Source organism: Agromyces sp. Y558 (genome assembly GCF_059445415.1).
In genome coordinates this window covers 206492-221680 of the sequence record NZ_JCAIUH010000002.1, presented here as the reverse complement: position 1 = coordinate 221680, position 15189 = coordinate 206492, and the positions used below count along the sequence as shown (strand labels likewise).

Below are 15189 nucleotides of genomic sequence, written 5' to 3'. Positions count from 1 at the left end.
GCAGTCTTCGCCCGGGACCGGGCGGAGACTGCACGCTCGTTCAGGCCGTCGTGCGAGCGGCGCGACGTGCCTGCCACCACGCCCAGAAGCGGGCCAACTGGCGCTTCGTGAATGCCGCGAGGCGCTTCGCCCAGGCGAACTCGGTACCGAGGATCGCAAGACCCAGAAAGACGACGAGCCAGCCCGGCCCCGGCAGCGGCACGAGAGCCAGCCCGAGGAGCGCGATCAACCCGCCGAGCACGCCGACGATCACGCGATACGCCCGGCGCAATGCAGGGCGGCGTTCGATGCGTCGACGGATGCTGCGAAGCATCCGCCTGATCGGTCGGTCGCTCCGCTCGCCCTCGGCGATCTCGCTGTCGAGCTCTGCCTGGGTCACCATGCCGGTCACGATATATCGCGAGTCTGGGAATGTGCCGCCCGGCCGGGAACCACAGTCGCGCGGCGGCTCAGCGCTCCGAAGCGGGCGGTTCCGATGCGGCAGCGTCGGTGTCAGCCTCGGGCGCAGCGGATGCTTCATCGCCGCTCTCCGCCGTCGGTGCCAGCTCCCCGTAGCGCGGTCGGGCGGGCGGCTGCGCGGCACGAGCCGCATCGACTTGGGCCCGCCGCGCGGCATCCGTCGCCTCGCCGTAGCTCATCGGCTGCGACGTGGGTGCCGATGACGTCGGCTGCGGCGACGCCGATCGTTCGGGTGCCTGCGCGTCGACGCCGAGCACGCTGCGGGCACGCTCGACATGGGCCGTCGCGGCGATGATCGCATACCGGCTCGCGAGCACCTGCATGACCGAGGTGAAATCGCGTCGACGCCGATTCAGCGAGTAGGAGACGACGCTGAAGATCATGCCGAACCCGGCGCCGATGAGCACCGCCGAGATGAGGATGCCGATCGAGGCGCCGGTCGGCGCGAAGATGAAGAACAGCAGACCGAGGAACGTGCCGAACCACGCTCCCGACAACGCGCCGGCGCCTGCGGCCCGCCCCCAGGAGAGCTTGCCGGTGATGCGTTCGACGCTCGTCAGGTCGGTGCCGACGATCGCGAGCTCCTTCACGGGGAACTCCGCCTTGGAGAGCGCATCGACGGCAGCCTGCGCCTCGGCGTAGGTCTCGAAGCTCGCGACCGTCTCCCCCTTGGGCAGGGTCGGGAATGCTCGGCCCACACGTCCGCCGAACGGCGATTGATTACTCACTCGGTCATTCTCCCACGGCCACCTGCGCCACAGGCCGGGAAGCGGACCGCACGCGGCATCCGGCACTAAGTTGGTAGACGTGAGCGCTACGAGAGTCTTCGTCGCCCGACTCGCCGGGTGTGCCGTCTTCGACCCCGCCGGCGATCGGGTCGGCAAGGTGCGCGACGTGCTCGTCGTGTACCGCAAGAGCGATCCGCCCCGGGTGGTCGGCCTCATCGTCGAGATCCCGGGCAAGCGCCGCGTGTTCGTCTCGATCGGGCGGGTCACTTCGATCGGCGGCGGCCAGATCATCACCACGGGCCTCATCAATCTGCGCCGATTCGAGCAGCGCGGCGGCGAGGTGCGCGTCATCGCAGAGATGCTCGGTCGCAAGGTCGCTTTCGTCGACGGCTCGGGCGAGGCGACGGTCGAGGATGTCGCGATCGAAGAGCAGGAACCCGGTGAGTGGGAGGTCGACCAGCTCTTCGTGCGTCGACCGAAAGGCGCGTCGCCGTTCTCGAAGGGCCAGTCGGCGTACGTCACCTGGCGCGAGGTACGCGAGGTGAACCCGAGCGGCGAGGCGCAATCTGCCGAGCATCTCATCGCGAGCTACTCCGAGCTGAAGCCCGCCGATCTCGCGAGCACGCTGCTCGACCTTCCGGCGCAGCGACGCCAGGAGGTCGCTGAGGAGCTCTCCGACGATCGGCTCGCCGACGTGCTCGAAGAGATGCCCGAGTCAGACCAGGTCGTGATCCTCGCCGGTCTCGGCGATGACCGGGCAGCCGACGTGCTCGACCACATGCAGCCCGACGACGCGGCCGACCTCATCGCCCAGCTGCCCGAAGAGCGCGGCGAGCACCTCCTCGAGCTCATGGAGCCCGAAGAGGCCGAAGACGTGCGCTTCCTCCTCTCCTACGGGCCAGACACCGCCGGCGGTCTCATGACGACCGAGCCGATCATCGTCTCGGCCGACGCGACCGTCGCCGAGGGGCTCGCGCTCATCCGGCGCCACGACCTGCCGCCCGCGCTCGGTGCGGCGGTCTGCGTCACCCTGCCGCCATACGAGCCGCCCACTGGCCGCTTCCTCGGCCTCGTTCACTTCCAGCGGATGCTCCGCTATCCCCCGCACGAACGCCTCGGCACGCTCATCGACCAGGGCCTCGAGCCCGTTCGCGCCGACACCTCCGCCGCCGAGGTGAGCCGCATCCTCGCGAGCTACGACCTCGTCTCGGTGCCGGTCGTCGACGAGAAGCACCGTCTCGTCGGGGTGGTGACGATTGACGACGTGCTCGACTACCTCCTGCCCGATGACTGGCGAAGTCATCCCGAAGATGCCGAGGTGGGTCGCCGCGCAGCAGCGCGGGCCCAGCTGACGACGGGGAGCATCCCCGTTCCACACGGAAGGAGGGCAGGAGATGGCACGCGCTGACGCCGACGACCGGCGATTCGAGACCCCGAAGGGCATTCGCCGTTCCCCGTCCTTCCGTGGTTCGGGTGACAACGACCGGTTCGGTCGTTTCACCGAATGGGTCGCGCGCGGCATGGGCACCCCCGGGTTCCTTCTCGGTCTGTCGGTGTTCGCGATCGGCTGGATGGCGTGGAACACCTTCGCCCCCGAAGAGCTGCGCTTCGACTCGTTCGCGATCGGCTTCACGGCGCTCACGCTCGTGCTCTCGCTGCAGGCGTCCTACGCCGCCCCGCTCATCCTGCTCGCGCAGAACCGTCAAGACGACCGCGACCGCGTACAGATCGAGCAGGACCGCCAGCGCGCCGAGCGAAACCTCGCCGACACCGAGTACCTCGCCCGCGAGGTCGTCGCGCTCCGCCTGGCCGTGAAAGACCTCGCGTCGAAGGAGTTCATCCGCGCCGAGCTTCGCGCGATCCTCGAAGAGCTCGACCGGCGCGACGAGGAGGACGCGGAGCATGCAGCACGCTGACGCCGGGGCACCCGGAGCGCCCGGAGCGCCCGACGCGGCGACGCTCGAGGCCGCGGTGCGCGCCGCGCTCACGGGCGTGATCGACCCCGAGATCCGCAAGCCCGTCACCGAGCTCGACATGGTCGATCGAGTCGTCGTCGGCGACGACGGTCGCGTCGAGGTCGGCATCAGATTGACGATCGTCGGATGCCCCGCATCCGACCGCATCGAACGCGACGTGCGTGAAGCGGCCGAGTCCGTTGCCGGAGCGGGCAACGCCGACGTCGTGCTCTCGGTGATGACACCCGAGCAGCGCGCCGCCCTCACCGAGCGACTCCGCGGCGGGCGTGCCGCCCGCGGCAATCCCTTCGGCCCCGGCAGCCTCACCCGTGTGATCGCAGTCACGAGCGGCAAGGGCGGCGTCGGCAAGTCCACGATCACCGCGAACCTCGCAGTCGCCCTCGCGGCACGCGGACTCTCGGTCGGCCTCGTCGACGCCGACGTGCACGGCTTCTCGATCCCCGGGCTGCTCGGCCTCGTCGACGCATCCGGACTCGCGGCGCGACCGACGCGCGTCGACGAGATGATCCTGCCACCCGTCGCGCACGGCGTGAAGGTCATCTCGATCGGCATGTTCGTCGAACCGTCCGAAGAGGGCGGGCGCGCGTCATCCGTCGCCGTCGCCTGGCGGGGGCCGATGCTGCACCGAACCCTCTCCCAGTTCCTCACCGACGTGTACTTCGGCGATCTCGACGTGCTGCTCGTCGACCTGCCGCCCGGCACGGGCGACGTTGCGATCTCGCTCGGGCAGTTGCTGCCGAACGCCGAGGTCGTCGTCGTGACCACGCCGCAGCCCGCTGCTGCTGACGTCGCCGAGCGTTCGGGCGTCGTCGCGCGTCAGACCGGCCAGAAGATCGTCGGCGTCGTCGAGAACATGGCCGGCTTCGCGCAGCCCGACGGCGAGGTGTTCGACCTCTTCGGCGCCGGTGGCGGCGCGATCGTCGCCGAACGCCTCTCGGCGGGCCAGCCCGCCCCGGTACCGCTCCTCGCGAGCGTGCCGCTCAGTGTGGCGCTGCGACGGGGCGGCGACGACGGGCTGCCGATCGTGCTCGCCGAGCCCGACGACCCGGCCGCGCGCGCGATCGAACAGGTCGCCGCGCAGCTCGCGGCCCTCCCCCGCTCACTCGGCGGCCGACGACTCGACGTCACGGTCCGGTGACCGGATGCCGCCCGCCAGCGTGACCCGCCGGCCCGGGATCCTCTTCGCCATCGCGGCCGTCGGCACGGTCGCGCTCGGACTCGGGGCGTGCGCCCCGCAGCCGACGCCGCCGTCGACCCTGCCCGACGGGCTCTCGGCGAGCATCCAGCAGGGCCGCCTCGACATCGAGGCGAACCAGCTCGTCGTTCGCGTGGCGAACGAGGGCGACGGGCCCGTCACGGTCGAGCACCTCGAGGTCACGTCGCCGACGCTCGCGCCCGGGATGGTGCTCGACGAGCCGTTCGATGTGGCAGCAGGTGGTGCGCTGCAGGTTCGCGTGGATCTCTCGCAGAGCGAGTGCGATTCCCGGGGCGAGACCGCCGCGAAGGCGGTCGCTGCGGTGCAGCTCGACGTCTCGACGGAATCGGGCCTCGCCTCTGGCGAACTCATCGCCGACGATCCGTTCGGCACGCTCGCCCGGGTGAACAACAGCAGTTGTCTCGCCGAGTCGGTCGACGCCGTTGCGGCGATCGAGATGCCCGAGCATCTCCGTTCGACCGGCAGCGGCACCGAGCGACGGGGGTTCATCGACGTGCTCGTCGTGCCAGCGGCATCCGTTCAGGCTCACGACGACGACGACGACGCCGGCGCCGGATCGTTCGTCATCGACCGCGTGTACGGCACGACCCTGCTGAACGCCGAGGGCGGCGTCGACTGGCCCGTCGGCGCCGAGGTGACGACCGGCGGCGAACCCTTCACGATCTCGTTGCCGGTGCGTCCGGCTCGATGCGACGCCCATGCGATCGCCGACGACAAGCGCGGCACGATCCTGCCGTTCGAGATCCGCGCGAGCGATGGACGCGAGGGTCGACTCGATCGTTCGTCGGGCGACACCTTGAAGGCCGAGCTCTACGCCTACTACGGCGAGCGCTGCGGGCTCGAGTGAGGCCGCCTCGCCGCGCGGCGAGACTCTGGGGTGGTTGGCCCGAAATGAGAATCGTCGTCACGTGCCATGCCTCGGCCACCACTCTGCAACCCTTGTGACGCCTGTGGCGCACCCGGTCGAACGCCGGTAAAGTTCGGGCATGAGCACCCCGAATCCGTCCCCAGCAGCGCTGTCCGACGAGTCGCGCGCCCAATTGCTCAATGCGGAGGTGGCGAAGTACGCGCAGCGCGGTTGGACGGTCCAGTCCGTCGCCGCAGGCCAGGCCGTGGTCTCCAAGAACAAGCGCATCGGTTGGTTCTGGAACCTCATCCTCGTGCTGCTCACCGGCGGCCTCTGGCTGATTTACGTGATCTACCGCGCACTCAACCGCAAGGTGCAGACCGTTGTCATCACGGTCGATGCCTACGGCAGGATCCGCACGAGCTGACGGCTCGTCTGCACAGCTGAAAAAGCAGACCAGCTACTGTTCTGCACCCGTTTGAATGTCGGTGTGCGGTGTCAGAGCCGTCTGCGCTACATGCCGCCGGGAATGACGCCCTTGCCGTCGACGCGCGGAATGGCCGCGAGGAGACGCTGGGTGTACGGATGCGACGGCTCGTTCCAGATCTGCGCGGTCGGCCCGGTCTCAACGATCCGCCCAGCCTCCATGACCGCGACGCGATCGGCGATCTCACGCACCACCGAGAGATCATGGCTGATGAAGATCATCGATGCTCCCGCCTCGATCGCGAGGTCGCGCATCATCTTCGCGATGCGCGACTGCAAGAAGGCATCGAGCGAAGCGATCGGCTCATCACCGATGAGCACCTTCGGCCCGGCTGCGAGCGCGCGAGCGATCGCAACCCGCTGCCGCTGCCCGCCGGAGAAGGCATGCGGGTAACGATCGGCCGCGTTGGCGGGAAGATCGACTGCGTCGAGCAGGGCGTCCACCGTCCAACGATGCGCAGAATCGAGCGCGAGCGCATCCTCGATCTGGGCGCGGATCTTTCGGCGGGGATTCAGGGACGCGTATGGGTTCTGGAACACCATCTGGATACCCATGTCGCTCTTCGGGCGGGTGCGAAGCCCGAGTGGGCGCACATCGTCGCCCTGGAACGTGATCGATCCCTGCGAGGTCTTCTCGAGACCGCAGATGAGCTTCGCGAGCGTGGATTTGCCGCACCCCGACTCTCCCACGAGCCCGAGCACCTCGGATTCACCGAGTTCGAGGGAGACACCGTTCACGGCCCGGAAGCGCCCGCCACCGTTGAGTTTGTACTCGCACCCGACGCTGTCGAGTGTCAGCAGAGCTTCATTCGAGCTCACTGGAGGACCTCCGTTCCCGGCAGGGACTCGATGAGTGAACGTGTGTATTCGTGCTGCGGCGCGGTGATCACCGATTCCCGGTCGCCCATCTCGACGACCACGCCGTTCTTCATGACGACGATCGTGTCGGCGACGGAGGACAGCACCCCGAAGTCGTGTGTGACGAGCAGCACCGCGAGATTGAGCTCGTCGCAGAGGTCGCGCAGCAGGCGCAGAATGCCCGCTTGCACCGTGACGTCGAGCGCCGTCGTCGGCTCGTCGGCGATGAGCACACGCGGATCGCAGATCACCGCCGAGGCGAATGCGATGCGCTGCAGCTGTCCACCGGAGAACTGATGCGGATACTTCTTCACCGCCTCCTCGGGGTTCGGAACCTTCGTCCGGTCGAGCATCTCGATCGCGCGCGCCATCGCCGCCTTCTTGCCGATCTTTCGGTGGTGGCGCAGATGATCGGTGAGCTGCTGGCCGACCGAGAGCATCGGGTGAAACGCCGAGGCCGGATCTTGAAACACCATCGCGAGCTGCACGCCCCGAAGCGCGTTGTGCTTCTTTGACGGCATGCCGACGAGCTCCGTGCCGTCGAAGTCGATGCTGCCCGAGAGCTCTGCTCCATCTGGCGAGAGGCCCATGATGGCCATGCCTGTCTGGGTCTTCCCCGATCCAGAAGCGCCCGCGACGCCGGTGATGGTGCCGGCCTCGAGGGGGAACGATACGTCCCGCAGAATGTGGTTCGAACCGACGGTGAGGTTGAGTTCGCGTACCGCGACGACACTCATACGTTGGCCCCCTCGATCTGTTTCGCCGTGCGTGGATCAAGCGCATCACGCAGGCTATCGCCGATGAAATTGAACGCCATGACGACGGAGAGCACGCAGATGCCCGGGAACAGTGCGATCCACCAGGCGTTGAACTGCGACACGCCCTCACTGATCATCGCGCCCCAGTCGGGATCGGGCGGCACGACTCCGAGCGCCAGGAACGACAGCCCCGCCATCGACAGGATCGCGTCGCCGACGCCGAGGGTGGCGAGCACGACGACGGGCGAGGCGACGTTCGGCAAGATGTCGCGGATGAGCGATCGCCAGGGGCTGAAGCCCAGCAGACGCCCCGCGACCACGTACTCGCTGTTGCGTGCGGTGATGACGAGTGCGCGCGTGGTACGCGCGTAGCCCGGCCACGACACGATGAGGATCGCGATGATGGCGTTCTTGAGCCCGGGGCCGAGTGCCGCCGCGATCACCATCGCGAAAATGATGGTCGGGAACGCGAAGAAGAGGTCGGCGATGCGCATGATGACCTCGTCGACGACCTTGCCGAAGTAGCCCGCGATCGCGCCGAGCACGGAGCCCACGATCGCGGAGCATGCGACCACGAAGAGTGCTGCGGGAAGCGTTGTGCGGGCAGCCATGATGACGCGCGAGAGCACGTCGCGCCCGAGGCTGTCGCTTCCGAGCACCGTGTCGACGCCGGGAGCGGTGAGTCGGGGGAAGATCTGCGCGAGGGGATCCTGCGGAGCGATGAGCGGTGCGAAGATCACGACCAGCAGCCAGAAGGCGAGGACGATCACCCCCGCGATACCGAGCGGAGTGCGCAACGACTTCGGGAAACGGAACCCCCAACGCCAACGCTTGACGCCGAGCGAGATGGCCGCGGTGGCACTTGGAGTTGTCATTTGACTCTCACTCTCGGGTCGATCAGACCGTAGATCACATCGACGAGGAGGTTCATGCCGATATAGATGATGCCGATGACCAGGCCGACCCCCATGATCACGGGGAGGTCGAGAGCCGTTGCGCCGCGGAAGGCGAACTGGCCGAGGCCACCCCAGGCGAACACCGTCTCGGTGAGTACGGCTCCCGACAAGAGGGAGCCGAAGGCAAGCCCGACGACCGTGATGATCGGAACCATGGCGCCACGGAAGATGTACGTGGAGATGATCCTGTGCGCAGGGAGCCCCTTCGCGCGGCCTGCGGTGACGTAGTCCAGATTCATGACGTCGAGCACGCTCGAGCGACTGAAGCGCGCGAGCAATCCGACGGTGAACAGTGCCAGCACGCACGAGGGCAGCAGCAGGTGGGACAGTGCGTTGCCGAACACGGCGGTATCGCCCGCGACCAGCGCGTCGACCGTATACAGGCCCGTGACGGTCGGTGGCGGGGTCATCCACGGATCGAGCCGGCCGGCACCGCTCACCACGCCGAGCCTGAACGACAGGAAGTAGTAGCTGATCGTCGCCACCCAGAAGGTCGGCGCTGAGATGCCGATCAGGCTGACTCCGCGGATGATGTGGTCGATCACCGTGTTGTACTTCAGCGCGGCGAGCAGACCGAGCAGGAGACCGAAGACGACCGCGATGAGGATCGCGCCGAGGCCGAGCTCCAACGAAGCAGGAAGGACCTTGCCGATCGACTCGAGCACCGGCACGCGGGTCTGGTTCGAGACGCCGAGGTTTCCGTGCAGCAGATTGGTGAGATAGGTCCAGTACTGCACGATGAGCGGCTGATCAAGGCCGAGCTCTCTCCGAGTCTGCTCCACGATCGCGGGGTCGGCAGACGCGCGGTCACCGAGGATCGCCTGCACCGGATCGGCGGGCACGAGATTGGTGAGCAGGAATGTCACGACAGTGACACCCCAGATCAGCAGCACGCTGATGCCCAGGCGTATGAGGATGTATCTCAGCAGCGGATGAAGCTTGGGCGGCTTGATCCGCTGCTGCACACCAGTATCGATCGCAGTCACGCGATATCGGCTCCTTATGCAGCGCGCGCGATTCGAACACGGATTCGGTGTTGGATTCGCGCCGAGTGATGGAAATGCCAACAGAGAGGCACGGCGCCGAAACGACAGTGCGAGGTATCGCTGACGGTGGGGTGACCGGGCGCGGGGTTCGCTCCATTGCGGCTTCCTTCTCTTTCAACGTTCGAAAGAGAGGCGTTCTTCACCCTATCCATCAGCGGGTCCCAGTTCAACGAAACTCGCAAAAGGGTTCGGGGTTATTGGAATCATATCCTTTCACCTATGCGCGAAGTATGCGCGTAATACAGGGAGACTACCGGAATGTTCGAGGCCTATACGATACGCAAAGCAAGGTGCGGGCGGGGGTGCGACGAGCCGGATCACCCGGATCCCGCGGCTCCCGTCAGCGAGATTCACCCCCGGAAAACCGCTCGGCGCGACGGGTGCGCCGAGCGCGCCAAGGGGCCGGGGAACCCCACGAGCATTCCCCGCCCCGGCGCGCCTACAGGGCTCCCCGAACGGGGCGGGCCTCCGTTGCGACCACCGCTACTTCGCGAGTGCGAACTCGAAGCTCACATCGGCATTCGACACGAAGTCGGTGATGTTCTTGCTCACCACGACGGTCGCAACGGGCTGAACCAACGGGATGAACGGGCCGACCCGTGTGGCCTCGCGGTACAGTTCCTCGTAGGCGGGTCCACGGTCAGCCCCCGAGGTCTTCGCGGCCGCTTCAATGAGCGGAGTCAGCGTCGGCGAGGCTTCGGGCAGCCAGCCCGCGCGCTGAGCCACACCCTCACCCGCGGGGGTGAATACCAGGTAATTGGTGGGATCCGGGAAGTCCGCTCCCCAGTTTCCGATGCCCATCGGCTGCGTGCCTGAACGGTAGCCGTCGAGTTGCGTCGCACCCGGTGCCGGCATGAGCTCGAGCACGATACCCGCATCCTTCAGCTGCGCCTGCAGCGATTCGGCAAGGAGCGCGACATTCACGCCGTTGATGCTCTGGTCACTGGCGTAGTGGAACGGAATCGGCTCGCCGTTGTAGTCGGTCTTCGCGAGCGCCGCCTTCGCCTTCTCGAGGTCACGCGCCGGCGCTTCGTCGGCGGGCACCTTGCCGAGGAACTCGTTCGGCACGATGCTCGCGAGCCGCTGCGACCCCTCACCCGCCAATTCGAGCACCTTGTCGTAATCGATCGAGTACCGAATCGCGTCGCGGAAGTCCTCGTTCGAGGTGAACTCGTTCACCTCGGGGTTATCGTTCGAGAAGAGATAGATGCTCTTCGTCGACGGCTGCGACGACACCTGAGCATCGCTGTCGGCGATGCTCGAGAGCTGATCCCGGCTCAGATCGAAGACCACGTTCGCCTGCCCCGACTGCACATCCGACAGCTGCGTGTCCTTGGCGACGTTCTTGAGCACAACGCGCTTGAACGCGGGTACGGGTCCGGTGTAGTGCTCGTTGTAGGTGAGCACGACCTGGCTGTTCGCGTCGTAGCTCTCCACCTTGTACGGCCCCGACCCCTGCGAATCGGTGTTCAAGAACTGCTCAGCCTCGTCGGATTCGTCGATGGTGCCGCCATTCTCCTTGACCACCTTCGAGTTCAAAATGCCCATGTTCGAGTTCGGCAGAATGAACGGGATCGCCGGGTTCGGAGTCTCGCTCGTCAGCGTCACAGTGTTGTCGTCGGCCTTCGCCACGGTCACACCGTCAAGGTAGAACGCGGGGTTTCCCTGCACCCCTTGGAGGCGCTGGTAGGAGAACACGATGTCGTCCACCGTCACCGGGTCACCATTGGAGAACTTCGAATACATATCGTCGCAGTGCAGCGTGGTCACCGTGCTGTCGTCTGAGATCTCGTACGAGCACAGTCCGTCGCTCGGGTTCGTCAGATCACCATCGGGAAACACCAGCGCCGTCTCGTACAGCTCGTTGTCGAGAATGGAGCCGGTGAACTCGAACTGACGCGCAGGATCAATCGTCATCAAGTCGAAGGTCGTTTCACCGACGATGGTGCCGCTCGCATCATTGCCGCCGGAGTTGCCTCCCTCGCCGCTGCACGCGACCATTGAGGCCGCGAGCCCCGCGGTCACGGCGACCGAGACCAATACTTTCGGAATTCGCTTCATCGCGTGTTCTCTTTCTCTGCTGCCGTGACGTCGGATTGAACGTCACCGCGTGGTCCGACATTTCCCTGGACTTGACGCTTTCCGAAGACGTAACTCTTCGGTCATCACCACGAAATCTGATTCGTATCACGGCACGGCTCGCTGCCTGTCTCCACCGTGAATTTTCAGCAATCTAGCACGTGGCCATTCGGGGTTGCGGCACGGAACTTGCACAAGTCACAGGATCGTTGACCCTCGGAGCAAGACATTCTGGTGCTCGCTTCCGCTCTTGCGCACCTTCCATACCCACCATGCGTCGCGTAACATCGACCCGCTGCATCGGCGGCGTCGCGGAATCGGCATACACTGCATCGAAGCTGTCGATCCCAGTTCATGAAGAATCAATAGTCTTTACGCGACGTAACTTGTCACTCTTGCGCGCGACAGCCGCGACAGTGCTTCGGCGCCGACCACGGGAGGAAACGATGGAAGCTACGGACAACGAAGACACGGTGAGTGCCGAACCCACCGAAACCTACGATCTGCCGCTCGATCCCGTGCACGGCGGCGTGCTCGCCGAGCAGTCGGACGGGTTGCCGATGATCTCGTACGCGCTCATCAAGAGCGACGGAACGCCCCTGCGCCTCTACGATGCCGAACGGATCTACTACTCGGCCTCGACCGTCAAGGTCGGTGTGCTCATCGCCGAGCTGCTCGAGATCCAGCACGGCCGGTGGAGCCTCGATGACGAGAAGACCGTCACACGAGAGTTCGCGAGCCTGATTCCCGGGGCGGACCGCTTCACCATGGTCGACGGCTACTACGACGCCGGCCTCGGTGAGCCCGGGGACACCGTCTCGCGCGCCCTGGTGCTCAACCGGATGACCACCGTCAGCGCGAACTGCGCGACGAATATCTGCTTCGAAGAGCTCGGCCCCGAACGGATCGCTGCGGTGTTCCAGGCCGCGGGTGCTCCAGAGTGCGGGCTCGGCCGCCCATATGCCGATGAGGCCGCCGAGGCCGCCGGGTATACGAACACGGTGTCGGCGATCGGGCTGACCCGTCTCATGGCCGCCCTCGTGCGTGGAGATCTCCTCGATGAGGAATGGACGGCGTACGCGATGCAGCTGCTGCACGATCGTGAGGGGCCGGTCATCAGCGCTGTCGCACTGTCGCAGGCCGACCGCCGTGGCGAGACGATCTACACGGGCGGCAAGGGCGGCAGCGTTGATGGCATCAAGCACGACTTCGCGTTCATCGAACGCGAAGGCGAGACGCTGTGTTTGGCCGTGTGCACCCGGGGCTATACCGTACCGCAGGGTGCCACGGTGATCACCGCGATCACGAATGCCCTGCTCGAGGAGGCGCACGGCTGAGTTCGACCGCGGCTTGCGAGGCCCGCGCGCATTCACCACACAGGAGACCCCCGAACCGAAGCGAATTCCTTCGGACCGGGGGTCTCATGCGTACGCGAGGTTCGACCTACTTCGCGAGCGCGAAGTCGAACGGCACGTCAGCGTTCGACACGTACTCGGTGATGTCATTGCTGAACACGACGGTCTGCACGGGCTGAACGAGCGGAATGAACGGTCCGGCCTCGGTGGCCGCGGCGAACGCGGTTTCGTACGCGGCACCGCGTGCATCTCCTGAGGCCGCTGCGGCCTCGGTGAAGAGAGCGGTCACGGCGTCATCGGTGACCCAGCCTGCGTTTTCGGCAGATGATCCGCCCGGCGCGAAGACCAGGTAGTTCGTGGGGTCCGGGAAGTCGGCGCCCCAGTTGCCGATGCCCATCTCCTGTTTTCCCGCACGCGCTCGCTCGAGGGTCGTAGCGGAGGGCGACGGGTTCAATTCGAGGTTGATGCCGGCTTCCTTGAGCTGCGCCTGGAGCGATTCCGCGATCAGGGCCAGGTTCACGCCGTTGACGCTCTTGTCGGTCGCATAGCTGAAGGGCACGGCTTCGCCGGTGTATCCCGCCTGCTCCAGCAGCGCTTTCGCCTTCTCAAGGTCACGCTCGGGCGCTTCGCTTGCGGGGCGGGCACCGAGGAACTCATTCGGGATCACGCTCGCCATCCGCTGCGCACCCTCACCCGAGAATTCGAGGATCTTGTCGTAGTCGATTGCGTAGCGCACCGCGGCACGGAAATCCTCGTTCGCGGTGATGCCGCCGACGTCGGGGTTGTCGTTGGCGGCGATGTAGATGCTCTTCGTCGAGGGGAGCGAGGCGATCTGGGCGGCCCCCTCGGGAAGGTTCGCCACCTGATCGGGACTCAGATCGAGCACGACATGGGCCTGCCCCGACTGGATGTCGGTGAGCTGGGTGTCGGCGGTGACGTTGTTGATCACGACGCGCTTATACGCCGGCTCGGGGCCCGTGTAGTGCTCGTTGTACGCGAGCACGACACTGTTCTCGGCGTCGTAGCTCTCGACCTTGTACGGTCCAGACCCTTGCGAGTTGTTGTTGAGGAACTGCTCGGCGTCGTCGGAGGCGTCGGTGCTCCCCCCGTTGGCCTGCACCTCTTTCGCGCTGACCACACCGAGGTTCGGGTTCGGAAGGATGAACGGGAGAGCCGGATTCGGAATCTCGCTGGTCAGCGCGATCGTGCCGTCGTCGACCTTCTCGACGGTGACCCCGTCGAGATAGAACGAGGGATTTCCGTTGACGCCCTGCAACCGCTGGTATGAGAAGACGATGTCGTCCACCGTCACCGGGTCGCCGTTCGAGAACGTCGCATCGATGTCATCGCAGTGCAGTGTCGTGACAAGGTTGTCATCCGATATCTCGTACGAGCAGAGGCCGTCACTCGGCTCCGAGAGATCGCCATCGATGAATCTCAGCGCGGTTTGATAGATCGCCTTGTCGATCGTGATTCCCGTGAACTCGAACTGACGAGCCGGGTCGATGGATTGCAGGCTGAAGTTCGTCTCGACGACCAGCGTTTCGCCGCCGCCCTCACCACCATTTTCGCCGCCACCGGCGCATGCCACCATCGTGACCGCAAGTCCCGTCGCCGCAAGGACCGACATGAGCACTCGGGGAGTTCGCTTCATTGCTGACCTATTCTTCCTTCGTTACCTGAGCAAATCAGCCCTTACGCTATCCGTCCGCGCTCTACATTTCAATGGAATCTGAGAAACTTTCTCAAAGGATACGTCTCGTATCATCATCACGTGAAACTCCCGTGGCAGTAGAATATGAGCTTTCGCATTCGAACCTTACTCTCGTTACGCTACGCAACTTTGCGTCCCCTCACCGTGAGCAGGGTTCTCCTCCTACTCCTCGAGCGCGCGACCCGCGTGCTCCACAAGCCCTCAGGTCGCTGCGGCGCCGGTCACGAAGTTCACTGCGAGCCCGACGAAGCGAGAGCGTCGCCGATGCTGGAGGATGAACACGACTCGGTGCGTTCGCGCCCAGACGCTCAGCATCACGACGATTGGAGAATCGTGGCAGTACCTGCCGACTGGATCGAGCATCGCCGCGGCGACGGTGAACTGCTCGGGTGGATGCGCCCCGAGGGCGAGGGCTTCGTCGTCATCGACCTACTCGGTCGGCCACTGACCGACGCGATCGACTGGCTGAGCGCCGAGGAGACGCTCGAGTCGACGGGCATCGGCTATCTCGCCGATCTCTACGAACTGCGCCTCGACGACGGCCGATGGCTTCGTGTGCGCATCACCGAGGTCTCCTCGGCGGTGCTCAAGCTGAAGAAAGACGACTTCGGCGCCATCGATGCGCCCGCGCTTCACTACGAGTTGCCGTTCCCGACCGACGACCGGCTCCGCCCCCTGACCGGCGAGCGAGCGTTCATCCTCGACCTGTGA

General features: G+C 65.8%; 15 protein-coding genes. 7 read left to right on the top strand and 8 right to left on the bottom strand.

Features of this window, described 5'->3' with window-relative positions; genetic code table 11:
- Positions 1–40 precede the first annotated feature (40 nt).
- Positions 41–382: a TIGR02611 family protein gene (locus AC1C2T_RS12850; protein ID WP_495385571.1), complete on the bottom strand. Its 342-nt coding sequence runs from the start codon at positions 380–382 to the stop codon at positions 41–43.
- Positions 383–449: 67 nt separating this feature from the next.
- A complete protein-coding gene (locus AC1C2T_RS12845) occupies positions 450–1187 on the bottom strand; it encodes a YflT domain-containing protein (RefSeq protein WP_495385570.1) in 738 nt (245 codons plus the stop codon).
- 79 nt (positions 1188–1266) lie between these two features.
- Here AC1C2T_RS12845 and AC1C2T_RS12840 point away from each other — a divergent pair, with 79 nt between their 5' ends.
- From AC1C2T_RS12840 to AC1C2T_RS12820, 5 genes are all read left to right on the top strand, one after another.
- Positions 1267–2595 (top strand): magnesium transporter MgtE N-terminal domain-containing protein, encoded by a 1329-nt coding sequence (locus tag AC1C2T_RS12840; RefSeq protein WP_495385569.1) that lies wholly within the window; start codon positions 1267–1269, stop codon positions 2593–2595.
- Positions 2582–3103 (top strand): DUF1003 domain-containing protein, encoded by a 522-nt coding sequence (locus AC1C2T_RS12835; protein ID WP_495360607.1) that lies wholly within the window; start codon positions 2582–2584, stop codon positions 3101–3103. The genes AC1C2T_RS12840 and AC1C2T_RS12835 overlap by 14 nt, the downstream gene beginning before the upstream one ends.
- On the top strand, positions 3090–4301 hold the full coding sequence (locus AC1C2T_RS12830) for an Mrp/NBP35 family ATP-binding protein (RefSeq protein ID WP_495385568.1): 1212 nt from the start codon (positions 3090–3092) through the stop codon (positions 4299–4301). The genes AC1C2T_RS12835 and AC1C2T_RS12830 overlap by 14 nt, the downstream gene beginning before the upstream one ends.
- A gap of 4 nt (positions 4302–4305) precedes the next feature.
- Positions 4306–5226 (top strand): hypothetical protein, encoded by a 921-nt coding sequence (locus AC1C2T_RS12825; RefSeq protein WP_495385567.1) that lies wholly within the window; start codon positions 4306–4308, stop codon positions 5224–5226.
- Positions 5227–5365: 139 nt separating this feature from the next.
- Positions 5366–5653, top strand: a complete 288-nt coding sequence (locus AC1C2T_RS12820) for a hypothetical protein (RefSeq protein WP_495360610.1) — start codon at positions 5366–5368, stop codon at positions 5651–5653.
- An 86-nt stretch (positions 5654–5739) separates the two neighbouring features.
- Here AC1C2T_RS12820 and AC1C2T_RS12815 read toward each other — a convergent pair whose 3' ends face one another.
- The 5 genes from AC1C2T_RS12815 to AC1C2T_RS12795 all read right to left on the bottom strand — a co-directional run bounded on the left by AC1C2T_RS12815 (position 5740) and on the right by AC1C2T_RS12795 (position 11391).
- The gene (locus AC1C2T_RS12815) at positions 5740–6531 is read right to left on the bottom strand and encodes an ABC transporter ATP-binding protein (protein WP_495385566.1); all 792 of its coding nucleotides are present in this window, start codon (positions 6529–6531) and stop codon (positions 5740–5742) included.
- Entirely contained in the window at positions 6528–7307 is a 780-nt protein-coding gene (locus tag AC1C2T_RS12810) for an ABC transporter ATP-binding protein (RefSeq protein WP_495360612.1), read from the bottom strand. Before AC1C2T_RS12810 ends, AC1C2T_RS12815 begins: the two co-directional genes overlap by 4 nt.
- Entirely contained in the window at positions 7304–8203 is a 900-nt protein-coding gene (locus AC1C2T_RS12805; RefSeq protein ID WP_495385565.1) for an ABC transporter permease, read from the bottom strand. Before AC1C2T_RS12805 ends, AC1C2T_RS12810 begins: the two co-directional genes overlap by 4 nt.
- Complete coding sequence (locus AC1C2T_RS12800; protein WP_495360614.1) at positions 8200–9270, bottom strand: ABC transporter permease; 1071 nt, start codon at positions 9268–9270, stop codon at positions 8200–8202. The genes AC1C2T_RS12805 and AC1C2T_RS12800 overlap by 4 nt, the downstream gene beginning before the upstream one ends.
- Positions 9271–9813: 543 nt before the next feature.
- Positions 9814–11391, bottom strand: coding sequence for an ABC transporter substrate-binding protein (locus AC1C2T_RS12795; RefSeq protein WP_495385564.1), 1578 nt, complete (start codon positions 11389–11391; stop codon positions 9814–9816).
- 464 nt (positions 11392–11855) lie between these two features.
- On the opposite strand from AC1C2T_RS12795, the gene AC1C2T_RS12790 reads away from it, so the two are divergent.
- On the top strand, positions 11856–12746 hold the full coding sequence (locus AC1C2T_RS12790; RefSeq protein ID WP_495385563.1) for a serine hydrolase: 891 nt from the start codon (positions 11856–11858) through the stop codon (positions 12744–12746).
- Between the two features lie 106 nt (positions 12747–12852).
- On the opposite strand, the gene AC1C2T_RS12785 is transcribed toward AC1C2T_RS12790, so the two are convergent.
- Positions 12853–14418, bottom strand: a complete 1566-nt coding sequence (locus AC1C2T_RS12785; protein ID WP_495385562.1) for an ABC transporter substrate-binding protein — start codon at positions 14416–14418, stop codon at positions 12853–12855.
- Positions 14419–14811: 393 nt separating this feature from the next.
- On the opposite strand from AC1C2T_RS12785, the gene AC1C2T_RS12780 reads away from it, so the two are divergent.
- Positions 14812–15189, top strand: coding sequence for a hypothetical protein (locus tag AC1C2T_RS12780; RefSeq protein WP_495360618.1), 378 nt, complete (start codon positions 14812–14814; stop codon positions 15187–15189).